The organism is Hoeflea sp. Naph1 (assembly GCF_046837775.1).
GTDB lineage: Bacteria > Pseudomonadota > Alphaproteobacteria > Rhizobiales > Rhizobiaceae > Hoeflea.
Genome location: NZ_CP177286.1, coordinates 3,561,422 through 3,583,723, shown reverse-complemented (window position 1 = coordinate 3,583,723; position 22,302 = coordinate 3,561,422). Strand labels below are relative to the sequence as shown.

25 protein-coding genes are annotated in these 22,302 nt (G+C 61.1%); 16 read left to right on the top strand and 9 right to left on the bottom strand.

What is annotated here, in order from left to right; translation table 11 throughout:
- Window positions 1–34 precede the first annotated feature (34 nt).
- From ACK6D9_RS17240 to ACK6D9_RS17220, 5 genes are all read left to right on the top strand, one after another.
- On the top strand, window positions 35–685 hold the full coding sequence (locus ACK6D9_RS17240) for a hypothetical protein (RefSeq protein WP_412049449.1): 651 nt from the start codon (window positions 35–37) through the stop codon (window positions 683–685).
- Between the two features lie 150 nt (window positions 686–835).
- Complete coding sequence (nadA, locus tag ACK6D9_RS17235; RefSeq protein WP_412049448.1) at window positions 836–1,915, top strand: quinolinate synthase NadA; 1,080 nt, start codon at window positions 836–838, stop codon at window positions 1,913–1,915.
- Window positions 1,916–1,961: 46 nt separating this feature from the next.
- Entirely contained in the window at window positions 1,962–3,557 is a 1,596-nt protein-coding gene (locus ACK6D9_RS17230; protein ID WP_412049447.1) for an L-aspartate oxidase, read from the top strand.
- Window positions 3,558–3,560: 3 nt separating this feature from the next.
- Window positions 3,561–4,427 (top strand): carboxylating nicotinate-nucleotide diphosphorylase, encoded by an 867-nt coding sequence (gene nadC, locus ACK6D9_RS17225; RefSeq protein ID WP_412049446.1) that lies wholly within the window; start codon window positions 3,561–3,563, stop codon window positions 4,425–4,427.
- Window positions 4,428–4,617: 190 nt separating this feature from the next.
- Complete coding sequence (locus ACK6D9_RS17220) at window positions 4,618–5,514, top strand: DMT family transporter (protein ID WP_412049445.1); 897 nt, start codon at window positions 4,618–4,620, stop codon at window positions 5,512–5,514.
- Between the two features lie 131 nt (window positions 5,515–5,645).
- Here ACK6D9_RS17220 and ACK6D9_RS17215 read toward each other — a convergent pair whose 3' ends face one another.
- The 9 genes from ACK6D9_RS17215 to ACK6D9_RS17175 form a co-directional block, all read right to left on the bottom strand.
- Window positions 5,646–6,620, bottom strand: coding sequence for an NUDIX hydrolase (locus ACK6D9_RS17215; protein WP_412049444.1), 975 nt, complete (start codon window positions 6,618–6,620; stop codon window positions 5,646–5,648).
- A 2-nt stretch (window positions 6,621–6,622) separates the two neighbouring features.
- Window positions 6,623–7,186, bottom strand: a complete 564-nt coding sequence (locus ACK6D9_RS17210) for a tyrosine phosphatase family protein (RefSeq protein ID WP_412049443.1) — start codon at window positions 7,184–7,186, stop codon at window positions 6,623–6,625.
- 3 nt (window positions 7,187–7,189) lie between these two features.
- A complete protein-coding gene (locus ACK6D9_RS17205; protein WP_412049442.1) occupies window positions 7,190–7,804 on the bottom strand; it encodes a YfbR-like 5'-deoxynucleotidase in 615 nt (204 codons plus the stop codon).
- 3 nt (window positions 7,805–7,807) lie between these two features.
- Complete coding sequence (locus ACK6D9_RS17200; RefSeq protein ID WP_412049441.1) at window positions 7,808–8,659, bottom strand: YgfZ/GcvT domain-containing protein; 852 nt, start codon at window positions 8,657–8,659, stop codon at window positions 7,808–7,810.
- A gap of 88 nt (window positions 8,660–8,747) precedes the next feature.
- Window positions 8,748–9,515 carry a hypothetical protein gene (locus ACK6D9_RS17195; RefSeq protein WP_412049440.1) on the bottom strand — a complete coding sequence of 256 codons (768 nt, stop codon included), beginning with the start codon at window positions 9,513–9,515 and terminating at the stop codon, window positions 8,748–8,750.
- Between the two features lie 9 nt (window positions 9,516–9,524).
- On the bottom strand, window positions 9,525–9,794 hold the full coding sequence (locus ACK6D9_RS17190) for a hypothetical protein (RefSeq protein WP_412049439.1): 270 nt from the start codon (window positions 9,792–9,794) through the stop codon (window positions 9,525–9,527).
- Between the two features lie 92 nt (window positions 9,795–9,886).
- Window positions 9,887–10,318, bottom strand: coding sequence for a TIGR02301 family protein (locus ACK6D9_RS17185; RefSeq protein WP_322989516.1), 432 nt, complete (start codon window positions 10,316–10,318; stop codon window positions 9,887–9,889).
- A 56-nt stretch (window positions 10,319–10,374) separates the two neighbouring features.
- The gene (locus tag ACK6D9_RS17180) at window positions 10,375–11,400 is read right to left on the bottom strand and encodes a DUF3179 domain-containing protein (protein ID WP_412049438.1); all 1,026 of its coding nucleotides are present in this window, start codon (window positions 11,398–11,400) and stop codon (window positions 10,375–10,377) included.
- Window positions 11,401–11,486: 86 nt separating this feature from the next.
- Window positions 11,487–11,933 carry an NUDIX hydrolase gene (locus tag ACK6D9_RS17175; RefSeq protein ID WP_412049437.1) on the bottom strand — a complete coding sequence of 149 codons (447 nt, stop codon included), beginning with the start codon at window positions 11,931–11,933 and terminating at the stop codon, window positions 11,487–11,489.
- A 215-nt stretch (window positions 11,934–12,148) separates the two neighbouring features.
- Between ACK6D9_RS17175 and ACK6D9_RS17170 the strand changes: the two genes are divergently transcribed.
- The 11 genes from ACK6D9_RS17170 to cimA all read left to right on the top strand — a co-directional run bounded on the left by ACK6D9_RS17170 (window position 12,149) and on the right by cimA (window position 22,210).
- On the top strand, window positions 12,149–12,463 hold the full coding sequence (locus ACK6D9_RS17170; RefSeq protein ID WP_412049436.1) for a hypothetical protein: 315 nt from the start codon (window positions 12,149–12,151) through the stop codon (window positions 12,461–12,463).
- Complete coding sequence (locus ACK6D9_RS17165; protein ID WP_412049435.1) at window positions 12,403–13,380, top strand: HlyD family efflux transporter periplasmic adaptor subunit; 978 nt, start codon at window positions 12,403–12,405, stop codon at window positions 13,378–13,380. The genes ACK6D9_RS17170 and ACK6D9_RS17165 overlap by 61 nt, the downstream gene beginning before the upstream one ends.
- Window positions 13,377–14,549, top strand: coding sequence for an ABC transporter permease DevC (devC, locus tag ACK6D9_RS17160; RefSeq protein ID WP_412049434.1), 1,173 nt, complete (start codon window positions 13,377–13,379; stop codon window positions 14,547–14,549). The genes ACK6D9_RS17165 and devC overlap by 4 nt, the downstream gene beginning before the upstream one ends.
- A gap of 10 nt (window positions 14,550–14,559) precedes the next feature.
- Complete coding sequence (locus tag ACK6D9_RS17155) at window positions 14,560–15,255, top strand: ATP-binding cassette domain-containing protein (protein ID WP_412049433.1); 696 nt, start codon at window positions 14,560–14,562, stop codon at window positions 15,253–15,255.
- A 51-nt stretch (window positions 15,256–15,306) separates the two neighbouring features.
- A complete protein-coding gene (locus ACK6D9_RS17150; RefSeq protein ID WP_412049432.1) occupies window positions 15,307–16,092 on the top strand; it encodes an SOS response-associated peptidase in 786 nt (261 codons plus the stop codon).
- Window positions 16,093–16,096: 4 nt separating this feature from the next.
- A complete protein-coding gene (locus tag ACK6D9_RS17145) occupies window positions 16,097–16,720 on the top strand; it encodes a LysE/ArgO family amino acid transporter (protein ID WP_412049431.1) in 624 nt (207 codons plus the stop codon).
- Window positions 16,721–16,915: 195 nt separating this feature from the next.
- Window positions 16,916–18,379, top strand: a complete 1,464-nt coding sequence (gene cysS, locus ACK6D9_RS17140) for a cysteine--tRNA ligase (protein WP_412049430.1) — start codon at window positions 16,916–16,918, stop codon at window positions 18,377–18,379.
- Between the two features lie 281 nt (window positions 18,380–18,660).
- A complete protein-coding gene (locus ACK6D9_RS17135; protein WP_412049429.1) occupies window positions 18,661–19,017 on the top strand; it encodes an endonuclease domain-containing protein in 357 nt (118 codons plus the stop codon).
- 2 nt (window positions 19,018–19,019) lie between these two features.
- The gene (locus ACK6D9_RS17130; protein ID WP_412049428.1) at window positions 19,020–19,499 is read left to right on the top strand and encodes a GFA family protein; all 480 of its coding nucleotides are present in this window, start codon (window positions 19,020–19,022) and stop codon (window positions 19,497–19,499) included.
- A 120-nt stretch (window positions 19,500–19,619) separates the two neighbouring features.
- Window positions 19,620–20,582, top strand: coding sequence for a prolyl aminopeptidase (gene pip / locus ACK6D9_RS17125; protein WP_412049427.1), 963 nt, complete (start codon window positions 19,620–19,622; stop codon window positions 20,580–20,582).
- An 11-nt stretch (window positions 20,583–20,593) separates the two neighbouring features.
- Window positions 20,594–22,210, top strand: a complete 1,617-nt coding sequence (gene cimA, locus ACK6D9_RS17120) for a citramalate synthase (protein WP_412051836.1) — start codon at window positions 20,594–20,596, stop codon at window positions 22,208–22,210.
- The last annotated feature ends 92 nt before the right edge of the window (window positions 22,211–22,302 follow it).

Below are 22,302 nucleotides of genomic sequence, written 5' to 3'. Positions count from 1 at the left end.
CTTGCATTAGATCCGATTAAGCAGGGGAGCAGGCATGATGCAGGGAGTGGGACGCGTGTTCGCCGCGATTGTGGTTGGCCTGGGGCTGACATCAATGGCTCTGGCAGATGAATTTGATCCCGACCGGGCCAGCTTCGATCCGGAAACCAAATTCGTGATCACCCCCTATGGCGCGATCCTTGGCGACCCGGCGCAGCTCACCGATCTGGCGACCGGGCGTACCGGGTTCAGCTATTGCACGGCCGTGCCCGACAAGGACCGGGGGCTGTTGCTGATGGCGTCGATTGTGATCCCGGCGCAGGATGGCGCCGAGGGCGGCGGCCATGCAGCGATGATGACGGTTGATCAGGCGCGCGAATTCATCGCCTATCTGCGCAAGGCGCCGGAATGGGCCAAGGTGGCCACCGACAACAAGGTCGGACTGTTTTCCAAACCGATTGGCGATGTGGTCGGCGGTGAGGGCGAGGCCGAACATCTGTCGATCAAATTTGTCTCCGACGAACAAAGCAATGGGGCAATCCGCATCGAGCATGTGTTGGGCGGCGTGACCAAAGCATTCGGGCTTGGTATCAATCCGGCGCAAAAATTTGCCACACAAGTCGAGCATACGCTGGAAACCGCGCTGGCCCAGAATCCGGACGCTGCTCCGGCCGAGGACGCGGAAAAGAGTAAATTGTTCGAATAAATCAGTCTCGGTTGACGGATAATGCGACATTGCGTTCGCTTGCAATCGGTCCAGCAACGTCTTATGTGAGGGGCTTACCGGCATTGCCGGTTTCTTTTGGTGCTTATTATGCTCAATGTGAGCATAATAGAGATTGACGGGAGGGTTGCGATGACCCGGATGGAAACAGCCGAGAACGGCCAGACTGTGAAATCGACGCCCAGCGCAGCCGAGCGATTTGGTGTTCTGGACCGGCCAGAACTGAGCTATTCGCCCGCCGTGGCGCGCGAAACCGCGCATCTTTACGAGCGGGTACGCGATCACATTCCGGAAATCGAATGGCCGGTCTACGCCCCCTATATCCACGCCATCAACCGGATCAAGAAGGAGCGCGGGGCGGCAATTCTCGCGCATAATTACCAGACGCCGGAGATCTATCATTGCGTTGCCGACATCGTTGGCGATTCGTTGCAATTGGCGCGCGAGGCGACGCTGGTCGATGCCCAGATCATCGTTCAGTGCGGCGTGCATTTCATGGCCGAGACCTCGAAACTGCTCAATCCCGATAAAACAGTACTGATTCCCGATGCCAAGGCGGGGTGTTCATTGTCGGATTCGATCACCGGCGCCGATGTGCGGCTGCTCAGGGAGCGTTATCCGGGTGTGCCGGTTGTCACCTATGTCAACACATCTGCCGACGTGAAGGCCGAGACCGACATTTGCTGCACATCGTCGAACGCGGTGGCGATTGTCGAAAGTTTCGATTCCGATACGGTGCTGTGCATTCCCGACGAATATCTGGCGCTGAATATCGCCAAGCAGACCAAGAAGAAAATTCTGACCTGGAAGGGCCATTGCGAAGTGCATGAGCGCTTCACCGCCGAGGAACTGCTGGCCTACAAGCAGGCGGATCCGACAATCGAGATCATCGGCCATCCCGAGTGTCATCCTGACGTGATCGCGGTGTGCGATTATTCCGGTTCGACCGCCGGCATGATCAATTACGTCAAGGATACGCGACCGGCGCGGGTGCTGCTGGTGACCGAATGCTCGATGGCGTCGAACGTGCAGAGCGAAGTCGAGGGTGTCGAGTTCATCAAGCCCTGCAATCTGTGTCCGCACATGAAACGCATCACCCTGCCCAAGATCCTCGACAGCCTGTTGATGATGGCCGAGGAAGTACGGATCGACCCGGCGATTGCCGGTCGGGCGCGGCTGGCGGTTGAACGGATGATCAATCTGAAGAACTGACGGCGCGGCGACGAACGCCAGGCCAGAGCCAGCAGGGAGCCCCGCCATGGCATCGACAGCGATTGCCGCCTTTGTGCCCAAGCCACGCACCGGGAGTGACGATGTCGTCATTATCGGTGGCGGGCTGGCAGGGCTGTTCTGCGCGCTCAAACTGGCGCCAAAGGCGGTGACCGTGCTGGCGGCGGCGCCGATCGGCCGTGGCGCCTCCTCGGCTTGGGCGCAAGCCGGCATCGCCGCCGCCGTGGGTGCGGGTGACACTACCGACAAACACATCGCCGACACCATCATCGCCGGCGACGGCATCGTCGACGAGGCGGTAATCGGAGCGATGGCGGGGGAGGCTGCCGACCGGATCCACGATCTGCTCGAATATGGCGTTCCGTTTGACCGCGATCTCGAGGGCAAGCTGGCCGTCAGCCGCGAGGCCGCGCATTCGGAAAGCCGGATCGTGCGGGTGAAAGGCGACATGGCAGGACGCGCGATCATGGCGGCGCTGGTCGCAGCCGTGCGCAAGACGCCGTCGATCCGGGTGCTTGAAGGCTATGTGGCCGAGGAACTGATCGTCGAAGATGGCCGTGTCAGTGGTGTCGTGGCCCGCGACAAGGCCGGCAGCGGTGAGGAATTGCACCGCATCACCGGAACTCATGTGGTGATGGCCACCGGTGGTATCGGCCATCTCTATGAGGTGACGACCAATCCGACCGAAGCCCGTGGCGGCGGCATCGGCATGGCGGCGCGCGCAGGCGCGCGGCTTGCCGACATGGAATTCGTGCAATTTCACCCAACCGCGATCCATATCGGCAAGGACCCCGCGCCACTGGCGACCGAAGCACTGCGCGGCCATGGCGCGACGCTGGTCAACTCCGCCGGCGAACGTTTCATGCTGCCGCTGCATCCTGATGCTGAATTGGGCCCACGCGATGTGGTCGCGCGCGGCATTTTCGCCGAGGTGAAGGCGGGCAGGGGCGCGTTTCTCGATTGCCGCACGGCAATCCATGATTTTGAGGCCGAATTTCCGACCGTCTATGGCTATTGCACGGCAGCAGGCATCAACCCGGCCAAGGATCTTATCCCGGTCATTCCGGCGGCGCATTATTTCATGGGCGGGATCTGGACCGATATTGTCGGGCGATCGTCGCTGCCGGGTTTCTGGGCCTGCGGCGAATGCACCTCGACCGGCGCCCACGGCGCCAATCGGCTGGCGTCGAACTCGCTCCTGGAAGCGGTGGTGTTTGCCGCACGGATCGCCGAAACGTTGAAGGCCGAGATGCGCGGCGATGCGCCGGCGGACTGGCAGGCGGGGTCGGTGACGACCGACGAGCACATGACCGAGAATGACCACCCCAACATGGTGGCGCTGCGCCAGATCATGAGCGCCCATCTGGGCGTGCTGCGTGACGGTGAAGGCATGCGCGAGGCGCTGCGCACCATTCTCAAGCTTGCGACCGAGAGCCATTCGGTGCGATTTGACAATGTCATCACCACCGCGAAACTGATCGCGGTCTGCGCGCTCAACCGGCTGGAGAGCCGCGGCGGGCATTTCCGCACGGATTATCCGCAGGAAATGCCCTACTGGAAACGTCGCACCATCGTGACGCTGGACCAGGCGAACGCCATCATTCCCGATCTCCTGGAGGGTTGAACCATGCCATTAAAAGCACACCTGCCGGATCTGCCGGGCCTCATGATCGAAGATCAGGTGCGCGCCGCACTCATTGAGGATCTGGGCCGCGCCGGGGATATCACCACCAGCGCCACCATCGGCCCGGACAAGCAGGCCACTGCCGAGATGAACAGCCGCGAGATCGGCGTCATCGCCGGTCTGCCGTTGGCAGAGGCGGCATTCCGGTTGATCGACCCGGCGATCCGCTTCGATCGGCTGGTGCAGGATGGCGCGCGAGTCGAACCGGGTGCAGCCATCGCCCGGATTTCAGGACCGGCGCGCGGATTGCTGTCGGCTGAACGGGTAGCGCTGAATTTCCTCATGCACCTGTCGGGCATTGCCACCCACACCGCGCGGTTTGCGGACGCCATCGCCCACACGAGCGCCAGGGTCACCTGTACGCGTAAGACCATTCCGGGCCTGCGGGCGGTGGAGAAATATGCCGTGCGTTGTGGCGGCGGTTCTTCGCACCGCTACGGGCTCGACGATGCGATCATGATCAAGGACAACCATATCGCTGTCGCCGGCGGCATCGTTGAAGCGCTCAGGGCTGCCAAGGCCTTTGCCGGCCATCTGGTCAAGATCGAGATCGAGGTCGACACGCTCGAGCAATTTGAGGTCGTTCTGAACGAACGCGCCGATGTCTGCCTCTTGGACAATATGGGGCCGGATCTGCTGCGCCAGGCGGTGAAGATGAATGCGGGCCGGATCACGCTCGAAGCGTCCGGCAATGTTACGCTCGACACCATCACCGCAATCGCCGAGACCGGCGTCGACTATATCTCTACCTCGAAAATCACCATGGCTGCGCCGACGCTTGATATCGGACTGGATATGGTGATTAGCTGAGCGGGGCTTGGCCACCGCTGCGATAGTAAAGTTCTGTATCGTGATCTGTCGCAGCAATGGTCAGCGAACTGCAACTGACTGCTTCTACACTTTCTGATTGTATTCATTTACACATCGGAATTCGAGAAAACCACGGCTGATTGGCGATGTAATTGCGATCGTCAAAGCTATATGAAGCACTGGAATATCTGTGACAATTCACATTGCGACTGACCGCAAGGCCGACCTGGCCGGCAGCGTCTGGATGATTGCGGCGATGGCAATTTTTTCCATCGAGGACGCCTGTATCAAGGCAGCGTCGGAGATTCTGCCAATCGGTGAAGTTCTCATCATTTTCGGTTTGGGCGGAGCCCTGGTTTTTGCCGGCGTGGCGCTCATCAACAAGGAGCCGCTGTTTTCCCCGGACGTCGTTTCACGGCCGATGTGCATTCGTGTGGTTTTCGAGATCACGGGCCGGCTGTTTTACGGGCTTGCGCTTGCGCTGATCCCTTTGTCGGCGGCAACCGTCATCCTGCAGGCAACCCCGCTTGTGGTGGTCGCGGGGGCGGCGGTGGTTTTTGGCGAGAAAGTGGGCTGGCGCAGATGGACCGCAATTATCATCGGTTTGGTGGGTGTTGTGATCATCATTCAGCCGGGGACGGACAGTTTCTCGACCCTCTCGCTTCTGGCCGTTTTGGGAATGTTCGGATTTGCGGGGCGCGACCTGGCCAGCCGCGCCGCACCTGCCGGGCTAAGCACCACGATCCTGGGTCTGTATGGTTTTCTATCCATCGTCGTGGCTGGCGGGTTGTTTTCGCTGTGGAAAGCGGAGCCATTTGTGCTGCCCGGTGTCGGGGTGTTTCCATACGTACTGGGTGCAGTTGTGGCAGGCGTCGTGGCCTATTCGTGCCTGATGAAAGCGATGCGTATCGGCGAGGTGTCAGCGGTAACGCCGTTCAGATATTCGCGGCTGCTGTTTGGAATAGCTCTCGGGATCGTATTGTTCGGCGAACAATTGAGTTTCGCGATGCTGGTCGGATCGGGTCTGATTGTGCTTTCGGGCCTGTTTATTTTCTGGCGCGGCAGGCAGGTGGAAGCCACCCAGTAGTCGTCATAATGCGGCATCGCGTTCGCCTTGTACTCCTGGCTATTGGATTTCGGTTTGTTCCTGGAAAGAGTGTATCGGAGGCCGGATGTCCACGGCAGATCACTTGCTGACGCATTGAATCCCCCGCGCCATTACCGTCCGCCCAGCCGCAGGCCGGGGGCGGGGCGTTCTTCGAGGATCTTGGCGCGAAACCGGTAGAGAGCGGCAGGACGGCCGCCGGTGGCAGAACTTGCCGCGCCGGTGTGTTCGACCAGTTCGGCGCCTTCTACCAACCGGCGGAAATTTTGCTTGTGCAGATGCCTGCCGGAAATCGCCTCGACGGTCGCCTGCAACTCGGTCAGGGTGAAGGCGGGAGGCATAAGTTCGAAGATCACCGGCCGGTACTTGATCTTGGCGCGCAACCGCTGCACCGCGGTGGCGGCGATGCGGCGATAATCGAAGCGCATGGCAAAGCCGAGCGGTGCGGGTAGCCCCGTGGTGCTCACGCGCTGATCGGCGACGGCTTCGGTCAGCAGACCGGCTTCATAGAGCAATTCGTAGCGGTCGAGCACGCGTTCCTCATCCCAAGGGAAATCATTGAGCCCGAAGGCCAGCCGCGAGCGGGCCATGCGCTCGAGCTTCTTGGCGGTGTTACCGGTGCTGGCGATCCAGTCGTGCAGTCGTGGGAGAATGATGGTGTCGAGCATGGCCGGGCGGCCATCGCGCCAGTCTTCCCAGGGAAACAGGTCGTACCAGTCGCGCCACCGCGCGCCGGTGGCGTAGAGCGCATCAGGGCTTTCGGCGTCAGCGCGGGTAAGCGCCAGATAACCGACGGAGACGAGATGCGGGCCGTCGCCTTTGTTGCGGCGGTGGCGACCACGATCACCAAAGGTATAAAGCTGTTCGACATAGCCCAGATGCAGCGCAGTCTGGCTCTCGACACTGTCACGCAGACTGGCCTCGAAAGTGCGGTGGCGGTCCGGGTCGAAAGGGCCGAAAGGCAGCCCGTCGGCTGGCCCCTTGGCTGGTGCTGCCGGCACGGTAAGGATGTTCGGGCGGCGGTTGGAGACGGCAACAATGGCCGCATTGAGCCCGATGCGCAGCGGCGGGATGTGGTCGGGTTCCATGCTCAGCTCCCGCTTGGGAATCGGCCGGGTGTGGCCTCTGGCACCGTGTCGCCGGGCTTGATGGCGAAGCAGAAGCGGTTGCCTTCAAAAGTGTCGGCGCCGCGGCCGATTGCCCGGATGGCGCGCACCAGCCGGCCGCCACGGCCAAGCAGTTCGTCGCCGATCTCGATCAGACGGGAATTGGGAGTGACAAACGGGGACGCCATGCGCATCCGTTCGGCCAGCGCCATTTCGTCCTGATCAGGCTCGACCGCAAGGGCGGCAATCGCGGCGGCGGCTGGTGAGCGGGAAATCCCCATCCAGCAATGGATCAGCAGCGGGGCGCGACTGTCCCAGCCGCGGGCGAAGCGGATAATGCGATCGACATGAATTTCGGCCGGCGCCACCAGACCTCGCCGGTCTTCGGAAATGTCGTTGACGCCCAAGTTGAGGTGACGGTTCGCATCAATTACCGCAGGGCGGTGAAAATCCTGATTTTCAGCCAGCAGGCTGATCATTTCGCTGGCGCGATGCAGCACCGCCGACTCGGCAATCTGATTGAGGCGACAGACGATGATGTAGGGCATGGATCAGCCCCTTTCCGTCTGGCGGGCAGCCTCGATGGCGTCAAAACGTTTGAGAAACAGCTTCTCCACCTCGGCGGCGGGCCGCGGTGCGACATCGATCATGTCACGGCTGATGCCGCGCGGCGGTCCGAAAAAGGCGCGCGCCTCGGCATCGGCAAAGCCCGCGAGCTCGGTGGCCTCGAAATAGGCGGCAATCCGGTCAGCGCGCTTGATCAGCGCCTTGGTCGCCTTGGGCAAGGCGGGGGGCAATCCGAAACGAATGTGGATTGCTGCCTCAAGCCGCGCCTCGACCGCCTTGTAACCGCCACCGACCACCGATTTGAACGGCGATATCATGTCGCCGATGACATATTCGGGTGCATCGTGCAGCAGTGCCAATTGCATCAGTTCCGGCGACGCACTGGTCAGATGGCCGATGATTGTCTCGACCACCAGCGAATGTTGGGCCACCGAGAATGCGTGGTCGCCGCGGGTCTGGCCGTTCCAGCGGGCCACCCGGGCAAGGCCTTGAGCGATGTCTGAAATCTCGACGTCAAGTGGCGAAGGATCGAGCAGATCAAGCCGGCGGCCCGAGAGCATGCGCTGCCAGGCGCGGGCGGCCTTGTCGGTTACGGCCATGGTTCAGGCGTCCACGGCGGTGTCATCGTCGCTCTTGAATGACAGCCCGGTCCATTCCGGCAATGTCAGGCTCACGGGAATACCGGCGGCGGTGAGCGGCGTTGCACCCGCGAGCGCGTCGGCCACCCGGTCGGTGCGCACGATCGCCAGTGCCTGGGTACCGACGACGGTGCCAAGAGTTCCCACAGGCTTTTCGCCGGCCAGCAGCGGCGTGCCGGTTTCAGGCAGTTGCGCTTCGGCTGTCACCGTTGCCGGCCGCTTGCGCGCCGTGCCCCGGTGCTGCATGCGCGAAACCACTTCCTGGCCGACATAGCAGCCCTTGCGGAAATCCACGCCGTGGTTCTTGTCCATCAGCAATTCATGCGGAAATGCATCCGATAACGCGTAATCGGTGCCTGATTCGACCACCCCATAGCTGATCCGGACAGTGTCCCAGTCGGGCCGGTTGGCATCGACCACCGATCCGCTGCCATAGAGCCGCCAGACGCGGGCTTGTTCGGGAAAGCGCTGGTCGCGCAGCGCGGCTTCGGGCGCGGGGCTTTCCCAGCCGGCTATCACCGGTGTCTCTGCAAGCTTCTCGAAGGTCACGGCGGCGCGCAGCTTGTAAAGCGTCAAACGCCGGACCAGATCATCGACAATATCGACGCGAACATCGAACTGGTAGCCGCTTTCGGGTGCGCGAGAAATCAGAAAATCAAACAGGATCTTGCCTTGCGGGGTCAATAGTGCCGCGGGCTGGGCATCGCCGACCTTGAGCGACTCGATATTGGCGGTGACCAGATTCTGGAGGAAATGCTCCGCTTCGGCGCCGTCGACGTGGACAATAATACGGTCGGTGAGAACGAGGGCTGGCACTGGGCGAGACTCCTGCTGAATCAGATAATGGCTGGTCGATAGGTAGGCGCTTGGCAGCCGGCGGACAAGGGCGCGCGGCGGCGCGGCGCTAATCGCTGGCCAGGAAAAAACGCCACTCACCGTCTGGCGAAATGCCGATGCGGTAGAAATTGTAGCCGCCATAGGTCTTCATGTTGTCAAGATCGCCAGCGGTGACGATGCGCAGCAGATCCACCCGCTGCGGCGGCGTGAGCTCATCGATGGTCAGGGCGACGAAATAGGGCCAGATATAGGTTTCATCCGCTTCGCCCGCGCCCACGCGGATGAAGCCGGTATTGAGCAGGTCGATCAGGATCGCCAGAATTTCCTGTCCTTGGCCATCGCCGGAGACCGAACGGATATAGTCGACCGGATCGGCGTCGACTTCGCCCAGCGAAAGCTGTGTAGCGGTGGGGCCGATGCCAAACAGCGCGCGCAATTTTTCCGGGTCGCCGCTCGATGCGGCATCGATGATCAACTGCCGCATGCGCTGGGCCGGTTCGGGCAACAGCGCGAGATCGGTCATCACCTCCACCGGTTCGGCAATGTCAGGCTCGTCCGTGTCGTCATCACCGGCGGGTGACGGCAAGGTCTGGCGGATGATCGGGCTCGGGTCGGGCAATCCGCCATCGGGATTGGTCAGCGGGCCGTCAAGTGGTGGTGGCGTCTTGGTGGTTTCGTCCGCAATAACCGGCGGCTCGACCGGCTTGAGTTCGCTCAGGGCATGGGCCGGCCGCAAAGCAAATACTGCCAGCAGGGTGAAGGCGAGCGCAAACAAGACAATCAAATCGCCCGATCGGAACTCGTGCCTTGGCTGATCGACCACGTTTTGACCCATCCAGTACCTTTATTGAAGAATGCGCTCGGGTGAAAATTCGCCAGCGAGAATGCGCCCGCGCAGCGATTCCACAAGAGCTTCGGCCTGGTCCTCGCCCAGGGCGCGGACCGTTTCGCGAATCGCAATGATCATCGCAGCGTCGGCGATGATCTCCGGTTCGATGCCGTCGGCCGTACTTTCAGCCCAGGCGTCATGCTGCAATTCCAGCGCAACCTGAAGCTTTTCCTGTACGATCAACTCGTCGAGTTCATCGGGGGTGTGGAGCGTGGTTTGTGTCATGCGAGCCAACTCTTGCTTACTATGTCGTTAACACCGTAGCACGGCTTGTTTGGATTCGGCACGGGGCCGAGACGATAAGGGTTAACAAATACTTAATTTCCGTATCGGGCGACCATTTCAGAGACAAGTGTTGCACCTTCGCGACGGTATCTCTCCTCGGCCAGGCGGGCGGCGTCGGTGCAGGAGGTATAAACTGCGGCAAAGGCGCGGTATCCACGGTTGTAGCCGGCAGTCAAATGTTCGCGTCGCGTGGCCTCGCCGACGGTTTCGCTGTCAAGCAGCGCCTGCATGGTCTCGCGCCAGTCGGTTTCGCCTTCGGGGTTGCACAGGTTGCGCAGATACTGCACCGAGCCGAGAATTTCCGCCAGACGCAACAGCCGGGCTTCATAGGGTGGGGGTGGTTGGTCAGCTTCGATCGTTGGCTCGGTAGCCTCATCGACCGCTGCGGCATGGACAGCGATGGGCCCGCCCAACAGGACGATGGAAACAAGCAAGATCAGGATCTGGGCAAGACTGCGCAACATGTATGTTCCCATACACCATGGCTTCGATTGATGAAATCCCGTTGGTGGTGCGTGTGTCAATCGAGAATGGCGGTCTGGGGCAGAAAGGCACTGACAACGAAAGCGAAAGTCAGTTCGTGGGCGATATCCTCGCCATTGCGGGTCACGGTGATGCTGCCAATCTCGCGGCCCTGGGCGATGGTCCCGGTATCGAGCGCCGAGCGCACGCCGGTTACCCAACTGATGGTGACGCCGCCGACCGTGATTATGCCATCGCGGCGGACCCTGTCGAGCGAGATGGCAATCGGCTCAGGACCTTCGCGCACCACCACCACATAGGATAGCGGGGCAATACCTTCGGGCATCGGCCCGTTATAGAGGAACGGTACGCGGGAACTGTCATAACCTGCATAGGGGTTGCGGCCGTATTGGCGCAGGCCGGGATTGCCGGGCGTAAGCACTTCGCCATCGGGGTGACGGTCGCGGAAGCTGGCCCAGGCTTCGAGCCGCGAGGGAATCACCTCAAGCTTGGTGCCGGTTCGGCCTCCAGTGATGGCTTCGCCGGTAAACTGTTGCCACCAGCTGTCGGTTTCCCGGTCATACATGACCAGGTCGGAATTGCGCAGCTTGCCGGTGGTGCCAAAGGTTGTTTCGATTCCTTCAACGGTGCGGTAGAAGACAATGGCAGCGTTGCACAAGGGGCAATAAGTCACCGCTATGGCGCGACCGGCAAGGGTATCGTTGACGATCTCGTGCCAGATCATCACCCGCAGCGGGTAGGCGCGGGCCGCGCCATCGATAACCACTGATATCACTGGCTCCTTGTCATCGAGGCCGGAGGCCTGGTTGACCGGAAGGAAGGCAGGGTCGTCTATCGGCGGGATGCCATCGCGCGGCGGCCCGCCCGACTTGATGCTCGTAAAATCGATACTGGATCGGGAGAAATCGGTTTTCCACCCCTCCTGTTGCCAGCGCTCGGGAGTGGCGAGCGCCACAACCGTTGAAAGCGCAAGCGAGGCCACGACCACCGCCGCAATCGCGAAAATTGGCGGCAACGACAATAAACCGGCCTTGGCCGGGCGGGTGGGGTGAAAGCCGTTCATGTGGTTTTGTAGCGTCTGCGGCACCCTGAAACCAATCAAGCCGGCTCACATTCGCTTGAGGCCTGACCGTGGCGACGCTGACTAGTTCAGGTTTTGGATGGTGTTGATCCGGTCAGCATGTCGATGCAGGTGAGCATGCTTTCGGGCACCGGAAGATTGCGGATCTCCGCAGGCGAATACCAGCCAACGGCCTTGGCGTCATCGAGCGCTTCGGCGTCGCCGCCGCAGTCCTCGGCAACAAACACGGTGAGCAGGAAATGCGAGGACATGCTGCCGTCGGCGCGCCTTGAGGGCAGGTCAAAGCTGGCAAACGGCTTTGGATTGGCTGCCTTCAACCCGGTTTCCTCGGCAAGTTCGCGCAAGGCCGCATCTTCCAGCTTTTCATCCGGTTCGACCCGGCCACCGGGAAAGGCATACATGTGCTGGGCGGGCGGGTTGGCGCGCAGCACCAGCAGGAATTTGCCGTCACGTTCCAACGCCACTGATACAGCAAGTGCCGGCTCGTCGTGGATTGGGCCATTCTGATCGGCCATTTTTGGGGTTCCTTCCACGCGCATTGTCAGCGAATTGTAATGTGCCGAATTTCTTACTGGCGGCAACCCCGGAAGTCACCCCGGCGCCAACCGGACGGAATTTGCGTGGATCTTTTCCCGACAACACATCGCCGGGGAATGGCGTTGTAAAAATATGCTGAAAACAATATGTTTCGGCTCAGTTTGCAGCCAGAGCCCGAGAACTGGACTTTTCAATGACATCTTCGCCCGAACCCGACCTGCCGCTGGACGTCATCCGGCACGATAGCGACAGTCAGCCAGTCGTCCGGCGACGGTGGCGGTTTCGCAAGCGCTATCTGCTGGTGTTGTTGATCCCGGTGTTGATGTTCTCGGGTGGGGTGATCGGCATGTATTACCAGCCCATCGCCTTGCAGAAATTCTATGCGTTGACCGGTTTGCAGCCCGGTGCCGGTTCGGCCACGCCGATCGCGCTTCCGCCAGATATGAAATGCCCAAGGAGATGGTGGCGACCATGCAGGCCAGCGATGTGGTCGGGCTGGCCCGGCTAATGCCGCGTGGCGATGTGTCGATCGTGGCGCCGCCCTATGGTGCCGGTGATGCACGGATTGCTGAGGTTCTGGTGAGCATCGGTGACCGGGTGGAAAAGGGTGCTGTGGTGGCGCGGCTCGACAATCAGGGGCAGTTGCAAAGCGCGGTGCTCTCGGCGGAGGCCAACGTCGCCGTTCGTGAGGCGGCGCTGGTTCAAACCACCGCATCGGTTCAGAATTCGCAGGCTGAAGCCCGCGCGGCGATGGAGCAGGCGCGCAGCGCCAGCACCGAGGCATCGGCCGAACTTGAGCGGGGCAAGTCCCTGTTCGAGCGCGGCGTGATCACCCAGGCCTCGCTCGATTCGCTTGCGGCAGCCGAGCGCCAGGCGGTTCTTGCGGTGCAGAAGGCCGAGGCGACATTGTCCCGGTTCACCGGCGAAATTGCCGAACTGCAGCCCGATGTGATTGTCGCGGCGCGCAATCTCGACGCCGCCAAGGCAGACCTGACCCGTGCCGAGCAGGATCTGGTCCGGTCCGCGGTTCTGGCGCCGATCAGCGGTGTGGTGCTCGATTCAATGGCCAATCCGGGGGAGAAGCCGCCAAGCGACGGCATCATGCTGATTGGTGACACCGATCACATGATGGCCGAGGTCGAGGTCTATCAGGACCGGATCGCCAATGTCGCCGAAGGTCAGCCGGTGGAACTGGCTGCGGTCGCCATCGGCCAGACGCTGCAGGGCCGGGTCAAGTCGATTGGCCTGACAGTCGGGCGTCAGGGACTGCTGTCAGACGACACGGCTGCAAACACCGATGCGCGGGTTATCAAGGTGATGGTTGAGCTGAATGAAGCGTCGTCAGATGTTGCCGCGCGCTACACCAATCTCGAGGTGATCGCCCGCATCGATACGCGAACGGTCGCCACCAAGAGCAATCCATGAGCCGTTTGCTGCAATGGTTGTTCGGGCGGCTGCCGATCGGCTGGCTGCAACTGACCCACAGCCGCACCCGCTTTGCCGCGGCGATTGCCGGCGTTGCGTTTGCCAATGTGCTGGTGTTCGTGCAACTGGGCATCATGAACTCGATGGCGACGGCAACGCTGAAGCCCTATGACTTTTTCAATGCCGACATCATGATTTCAGCCTCGGACGCCAATTCGATGACCGAGGGTGGCAATGTCGCGCGGCAATGGCTGTTTCAGGCGCAGGCCGATCCGGAAGTGACGCTGGGGACCGGGATATTTGTCGGCAACACAAACTGGCCGCGCCCGACCAAGACGCTGGGGCTGACCAGCTTCGGCATCGACCCGACGCTGCCTGATTTTTTAAGCCCGGTGCTCAAACCCAAGCTGGCGACGCTGCAACTGAAGGACTCGGGCATTTTAGACATGGCCACCCGTGGCCTGCCGCCTGAGGAAGCCGCCGCGATCCGTCCGCAGACACCGGCGAGCTTCGAGGTGAACGGCAAGACGGTGACGCTGTATGATACCTTTCAAGGCGGCGGCGGATTTGGCGGCGACGGTTATATGATCATGTCGGACCAGACTTTCCTGTCGCTGTTTCCGGCGCGCAGTTCGGCCGCGCCCGATCATATCTTGTTGCAGGTTAAGCCGGGGGCGGACCCGGAGGTTGTTTCGGCCCGATTGCGGGACCTGATTTCGGACAAGTCGCTGCGCATCCGCTCCTATGATCAGGCCAAGGCCGACGATCTCAGCTACCAGCAGACCAAGCGGCCGACCGGCATCATTTTCGGCTTTGGCGTGATCATCGGCGTGCTGGTCGGCATCGTCATCGTCTACCAGGTGCTCTCGACCGACGTGGCCGATCATCTGTCGGAATATGCGACCTTCAAGGCGATGGGCTATCCGCAGAAATTCTTCCTCGGTATTGTTTTTGAGGAGGCGCTGATCCTGGCCGTGTTCGGCTTCGTGCCCGGGGTGATCGTGGGGACGGGATTGCTGGTCGGAATGAAAAAGGCCACCAATCTGCCTTTGGCGATGACTTGGGATATGGCGGCGATCGTGCTGATCGGAACGCTGGTAGCCTGCTCGCTGTCGGGCGCCATCGCCACGCGAAGGCTGGCGGCAGCTGACCCGGCGGATCTGTTTTGAGGGCGCCGGCATGAGCGAAGACTATCCGATCATTGTGCGCGGCCTGAACCATTGGTTCGGCACCGGCGAAGCCCGAAAACAGGCGATTTTCGACGTCGATCTCAAAGTGGTGCGCGGAAGCCTGACCGTACTGATGGGGCCGTCGGGGTCCGGCAAGACAACCGTGCTGACGCTGATGGGCTGCCTGCGCGATCTGCAGGATGGATCAATCCGCCTGTTGGGGCACGAGCTGATGGGCGCTGGCAATGCGCTCAATGAAGCGCTGCGGCGGCGTCTCGGTTTCATCTTTCAGGCGCACAATCTGCACGGCAGTCTGACCGCGATGCAGAACGTGCAGATGGGGGTTCAGGTGCACCATTTGAACAACCCTAAGGTCGAGCAGCAGGCCGCGCGCCATGCCTTGTCGCTGGTCGGTCTTGGGGACCGAATGGATTACCTGCCTGGCAATCTTTCGGGCGGGCAGAAACAGCGTGTTGCGGTGGCCCGGGCGCTGATCGGCAATCCCGATATCGTCTTTGCCGATGAACCGACTGCGGCGCTCGACAAGGAGAGCGGGCTCAATGTCGTCGCCATGCTCAAGCGGCTGGGAGAGCAGCGCGGCACGACGACCGTGATGGTGACCCATGACAACCGCATTCTCGAACTGGCTGACCGCATCATTACGCTGGAAGACGGGCGGATCGTGTCCGATACCAAGCCGGTGTAGTACGCCCGGTCATTGCTTGACCCTGTTGGTGTCCTGCGGCATGGATTGGCAATGTGTGGACGGTTTTCACTGACAGCGACGCCGGAAGAGGTGCAGGAACTGTTCGGTCTCGAGGAGATCGAGGATTTCCCGCCGCGCTACAATATTGCGCCGACGCAGCCGATCCTGATCATTGCCGGCGACCGCTGTCGCGCCGAGGGTGACAACCGCACCGACCGCCGGGCGCTGCTGGCGCGCTGGGGGTTTTTGCCCGGCTGGGTCAAGGATCCGGCGGAGTTTCCGCTGCTGATCAATGCACGCTCCGAAACGGCGGCCGAAAAGGCCTCGTTCCGCGCCGCCATGCGGCATCGCCGGGTGCTGATCGCCGCGTCGGGATTTTACGAATGGCATCGCCCGCCAAAGGGCTCGAACGAAAAATCCACGCCCTACTGGATCAAACCCAGGGACGGCGGCATCGTCGCCTTTGGCGGGTTGCTCGAAACCTATATGAGTGCGGACGGGGCCGAGATTGACACCGCTGCGGTGCTGACAACCGGCCCTAACAGGGAGGTGGCACCGATCCATAACCGGATGCCGGTGGTAATAAGACCCGAGGATTTCTCCCGCTGGCTCGATTGCCTCAACCAGGAGCCGCGCCATGTGGCCGACCTGATGGCGCCGGCGCCGGATGATTATTTCGAGGCCATCCGCGTCTCCGATCTGGTCAACAAGGTTGCCAATAGCGGTCCGGAGGTGCAAGAGCCCGCCAGCGGTGATACTGCGCCGCCTGAACCAGCCAAACCGGTTCGCAAAGCCAAAGCGCCGCCTGCTGCCTCTGACCAGTTGAAGTTGTTCTGACTTGATGACACCTCTCTTCGCTCCCGCTTTCTCCGGCCTGCTGCTTGGTGGCTCGCTGATCATCGCCATCGGTGCGCAAAACGCCTTCATCCTGCGGCAGGGGTTGCTGCGTCAGCACGTCTTTATCCTCTGCCTGATCTGCGCACTGTCGGATGCAGTGCTGATCGGGCTGGGTGTCGCCGGGCTTGGCGCGATCATTTCGGGCTCGAGAATTCTTATCGCGGTGGTGACGTTAGGCGGCGCGGCGTTTCTCGCCGTCTATGCGTTTCTGGCGCTCAAACGGGCGATCTCGCCATCAGGGCTTGAGGCAGCCAAGTCCGGTCCGGGATCGCTGAAGGCTGCGGTGCTGACCTGTCTCGCCTTCACCTTCCTCAATCCGCATGTCTATCTCGACACGGTGCTGCTGGTGGGTGGTCTGAGCGGGCGCTACGAGGGGACAGCGCGACTGGCATTCGCCATCGGGGCGATGTCGGCTTCGTTTATCTGGTTTTTCGGCCTTGGCTACGGCGCGCGGGTGCTGGAACCGCTGTTTTTGAAACCCTCTGCCTGGCGGGTGCTCGACGGGCTGATCGCGGCTGTGATGGCGGCGCTGTCGGTGTCGTTGCTGGTGCGGTTTTTCGCCGGCTGAAAGCGGCTCTCCGGCATCTTGACCGGGCGGGTTCAATCGGGGATAAGAACAGCATGAAAACGGCACACGGCGCACGCGCCATCTGCATTTGCGGCATCATTATTCGCTAGCGCTTCGCTGGCTCGGCCGTTTTCGTCTTCTTTTTCCAAACAGGACAAACGACCCGGGCCAGGGTGCCGGCATCGGGGAGTGAACATGACCGAACTCAAATTCTGGAACACGCTGACGCGGGTCAAGGAAGAGTTTACGCCGATCGATCCGGACAATGTGCGGATGTATGTCTGTGGCCCGACGGTCTATGATTATGCCCATATCGGCAATGCCCGGCCGGTGATCGTGTTTGACGTGCTGTTCCGGCTGCTCTGCCATGTCTATGGCGAAGACCACGTCACCTATGTGCGCAACATCACCGACGTCGATGACAAGATCAACGCCCGGGCGCTTCGCGATTATCCCGATCTGCCGCTCAACGAGGCGATCGCGAAAGTCACCGAAAAGACCGCCGAGCGGTTCCACAAGGACGCGGCAGCACTTGGCTGCCTGCCACCGACGTTTGAACCTCGGGCGACCGCCCATATCGACGGCATGATCCGGATGATCCAGACGCTGATCGACAAGGGCAACGCCTATGTGACCTCGGGCCGGGAAGGGCGCGAGGTGCTGTTTGCGGTCGCTTCCATGCCTGACTACGGCAAGCTGTCGAACCGCAAGCTCGAGGACCAGCAGGCCGGCGCCCGCATCGCGGTGGAAGACCACAAGCGAAACCCGGGCGATTTCGTGCTGTGGAAAGAGTCCGCCGCTGACGAACCAGGCTGGGATGCCACATTTACCGATGGCGGCGAGACCACGACCATCCACGGCCGTCCCGGCTGGCATATCGAATGCTCGGTGATGAGCGAATATCATCTCGGCGAGACCTTCGACATCCACGGCGGCGGGCTAGACCTGATTTTCCCGCACCACGAAAACGAGATCGCCCAGTCCTGCTGCGCCCACGGCAATGACCGGATGGCCAATCTCTGGATGCACAACGGCTTCCTGCAGGTTGAAGGCAAGAAGATGTCGAAATCCGACGGCAACTTCGTCACCATCGCCGAGCTGTTGGAAACGGACAAATTCGGCGGCCGCAAATGGCCCGGTGAAGTGCTGCGGCTGGCCATGCTGATGACGGATTATCGGCAACCAATTGATTTTTCGGTCTCCCGCTTGCGCGAAGCCGAGGAGAAACTCGATTATTGGTATCGGAAAATTGGAGATGATCCGCTTACTGAAGGTGGAGTGCCTGAGGAGCGTGCCCTGTATGCTCTACAGGATGATCTTAACACTACGAGCGCGATTTCTTGGTTGTCGAATGAATTTGTGTATTTTGACAATAATCGTGAGGACGTAGGAAGTACAATTAAAGCTACAGCTAACCTGCTTGGCATATTGCAGTTTGAAAACGGATGGGAATGGTTCGAGTACAAAAACAAACTACTCGGAGTGGACCAAATTTATGTCGAGGACTGTATTCGAAATCGCCTCGATTTCATCGCCGATAAAAACTGGGCCGAAGCCGACAAAATCCGCGATGAACTGCTTGAGCAGGGCATCCAGCTCAAGGATGGCAAGGATCCGGAGACTGGCGAGCGAGTGACGACCTGGGAGGTCAAGCGGTGAGCTTGCAGCTTTACCCCCCTCTGTCGGCTACGCCGACATCTCCCCCGCAAGGGGGGAGATTGGGGGCTCGGGGCGCGCGCCAAAGTGTAAAACCGGGATCAGCATATATTGAGAGCTTTGTTGCACCGAACAATCGCCGGCCTGCGTCCGGGCTAACGGATTTTTCCCTTTCAGGTTGTGTTTCGGTTGCAGATGGAGTTTTGTTATCCGGGCGTGATCTTTCGGCACGTCGATCTCCCCCCTTGCGGGGGAGATGTCACGCAGTGACAGAGGGGGGTGACTTGCCGCACGGGAAAGTGTCGCCGCATCTCAGACGTAATGCGCGCCGCATGCGCAGCGCCATGACCGAGGCCGAACTCAAGCTATGGAACGAACTCAGGGCACATCGGCTGATGGGCCTGGGGTTCCAGCGGCAGGTACCGATTGGCCGATACATTGTCGATTTTGCCTGTCATGAGCACAAGTTCGTGGTGGAAGTCGATGGCAGCCAGCACGCCGAAAACCAAACTCATGATCAGGCGCGAACCACCTATCTCGAACAAGAGGGATGGAAGGTCGTTCGGTTCTGGAACGAAGATGTGCTCACTGACATCGACAATGTCTGCACGCATATCCTGCGCCGGATGGGGAGGGGCTGAGCATGGCTTCCACCCTTTCCGGCGGCTGCCAGTGCGGTGTTGTCCGCTTTCGCCTCGTCGGCACGCCCGGCACATCCTCGGTGTGTTATTGCCGAATGTGCCAGAAGGCTTCGGCAAGCCAGGCGCTGGCGCTGGTGTCTTTGGGCGAGGCGACCATTGAATGGACCCGTGGCGAAGCCTCTTGGTTTCAGAGTTCCAACACGGTGCGGCGCGGGTTTTGCAACCAGTGCGGAACGCCGCTGGCCTATGATGCGCCCGACGGGCTGGCGCTGACGGTGCTGGCGTTTGACGATCCCGATTCGGTGCCGCCGACGATTGCCTATGGCGTCGAGGCCAAGCGTATCTGGTGCGACGGCGTCCCGGCGCTTCCAGAGCGGCAGACGTTGGAGGATCCGGACGCGGTGAGTTTTCTCAAAACGCTGGTCAGTTTCCAGCACCCCGACCGTGACACCGAATCCTGGCCGCCGGAGCCGAAGCCATGAGCGAGCGCAAGCCGGGAACCGAAATGCCGAAATGGCTGCTTTACGGCCTGATCGGCAAGGGCGTACTGGTGGCCGCAGTCACAGTTGCCGTCGTTGTCTGGGTCAATTGGAGTTGAAAACATGAGTGGATTGCGTGGATTGTACCCGGAGATCGAACCGTTCGAGACCGGTTATCTCGAAACCGGCGATGGTCATTCCATCTATTGGGAGCGGGCAGGGACCCGGGGCGGCAAGCCGGCGGTGTTTTTGCATGGCGGTCCGGGCGGCGGCTGTGGTCCGGTGCATCGGCGGCTGTTTGACCCCGAACTTTATGACGTGCTGCTGTTTGACCAACGCGGGTGCGGCCGCTCGACGCCGTTCGCTTCGCTCGAGAACAACACCACCTGGCATCTGGTGGCCGATATCGAACGGTTGCGTGAACTCGCGGGCTTTGACACATGGCAGGTGTTTGGCGGCTCGTGGGGCTCGACGCTGGCGCTGGCTTATGCCGAGACCCATCCCGAGCGGGTCAGCGAACTGATTGTGCGCGGCATCTACACGCTGACCAAGGCGGAACTCGACTGGTATTATCAATTTGGCGTCTCGGAGATGTTTCCCGACAAATGGCAGCGGTTTCTGGCGCCGATCCCCGAAGCCGAGCGCGGCGAGATGATGGCGGCTTACCGCAGGCGTCTGATTGGTGATGACAAGGCCGCGCAGATGGCCGCCGCCAAAGCCTGGAGCGCCTGGGAGGGCGAAACCATCACGCTGCTGCCCGAGCCCTCGACCAGCGACAAATTCCATGAGGACCAGTTCGCGCTGGCCTTCGCCCGGATCGAGAACCACTTCTTCGTCCATGGCGGCTGGCTGGAGGAGGGGCAATTGCTGCGCGACGCGCACAAGCTCGCCGGTATCGACGGCGTCATCGTCCACGGCCGTTACGATATGCCGTGCCCGGCGCACACTGCATGGCAATTGCACCAAGCCTGGCCGCGCGCCGAATTTCACCTGATCGAGGGCGCGGGTCACGCGTTTTCGGAGCCGGGTATTCTCGATCAACTGATCCGCGCAACTGACAGGTTCGCGGGCAAGGCAGACACATGACGGATTCCGCGATGGGCAAGCAACGCATCTACCTGTTCGACACCACGTTGCGTGATGGCCAGCAGACTCCGGGGATCGATTTTTCCGTCGAGGACAAGATCGCCATCGCCAGGATGCTGGATGGATTCGGCATCGATTATGTCGAAGGCGGCTATCCTGGCGCCAATCCCACCGATACGGCGTTTTTTGCCAAGAAGCGCACCGAAAAGGCCTCGTTCGTGGCTTTCGGCATGACCAAGCGTGCGGGCGTCTCGGCCTCCAATGACCCGGGTCTCGCCGGGCTCATTCAAGCCGCGGGTGATGCGGTTTGCCTGGTTGCAAAAAGCTGGGATTACCATGTGAAGGTCGCGCTCGGCTGCACCAACGAGGAGAATTTGGAATCGATCACCGGCTCGGTCGCCGCTGTGCGGGCCGCCGGCAAGGAAGCGCTGGTCGATTGCGAGCATTTCTTCGATGGCTACAAGGCCAATCCGGCTTATGCCATCGCCTGCGCGCGCGCGGCCTATGACGCCGGTGCGCGTTGGGTGGTGCTGTGCGACACCAATGGTGGCACCCAGCCGGCGGAAGTACGCGAGATCATTGCCGCGCTGATTGCCAAGGGCATTGCCGGCGACAGGCTCGGCATTCATGCCCATAACGACACCGGCCAGGCGGTGGCCAATTCACTGGCTGCGGTGGAAGCCGGGGTGCGGCAGATCCAGGGCACGCTCAATGGCGTCGGCGAACGCTGCGGCAACGCCAATCTGGTGACGCTGATTCCGACGCTGATGCTCAAACCGGCCTTTTCCGACCGGTTCGAGACCGGCATTCCGGTGGAAAACCTCGAGCGCCTGACTGGTCTCAGCCACGGTTTTGACGAGTTGCTGAACCGCTCGCCAGCCACGCAATCGCCCTATGTCGGGGCGTCCGCGTTTGCCACCAAGGCCGGCATTCACGCCTCGGCGCTGATCAAGGACCCGCGCACCTATGAGCATATTCCGCCTGAAAGCGTGGGTAATTTCCGCAAGGTGATGGTGTCGGACCAGGGCGGCAAGTCCAATTTCATCAATGCGCTGAAGCTGCGCGGCATCACCGTCGGCAAGGATGATCCGAAGCTCGACCGGCTGATTTCCATCGTCAAGGAGCGCGAAGCCACCGGCTATGCCTATGAAGGGGCAGATGCGAGTTTCGAACTGCTGGCCCACCGTACCCTTGGCCGGGTGCCGGAATTCTTCTCGGTGACCAGCTTCCGGGTGATGGTCGAGCGCCGGTTCAATGCGATGGGACAGATAACCACTGTCTCCGAAGCCGTGGTCAAGCTGGTGGTCGACGGTGTCGAGATGATGTCGGTGGCCGAAGGCCAGGGCCCTGTCAACGCGCTCGACATAGCGCTGCGAAAGGATCTTGGCGTCTACCAGTCGGAAATCGGCGATCTTGAACTGGCAGACTACAAGGTGCGCATTCTCAATGGCGGCACCGAGGCGATCACACGGGTGCTGATTGAATCCGCCGACGAGACCGGCGCGCGCTGGTGGACGGTTGGGGTGTCGGACAACATCATCGATGCCTCGTTCCAGGCACTGATGGATTCGATTGTCTTCAAGTTGATGAAGAACCGCGACATGGCGGGCCGGGTGGCGGCGGAATAGGGCCGTTTGCCGCAGCATTTGCGGGCGGGTGATCCATCAGCAATTCTGATGGACAGATCGTGATACTTGCGTTGCGTTGATGGGCGCACGTC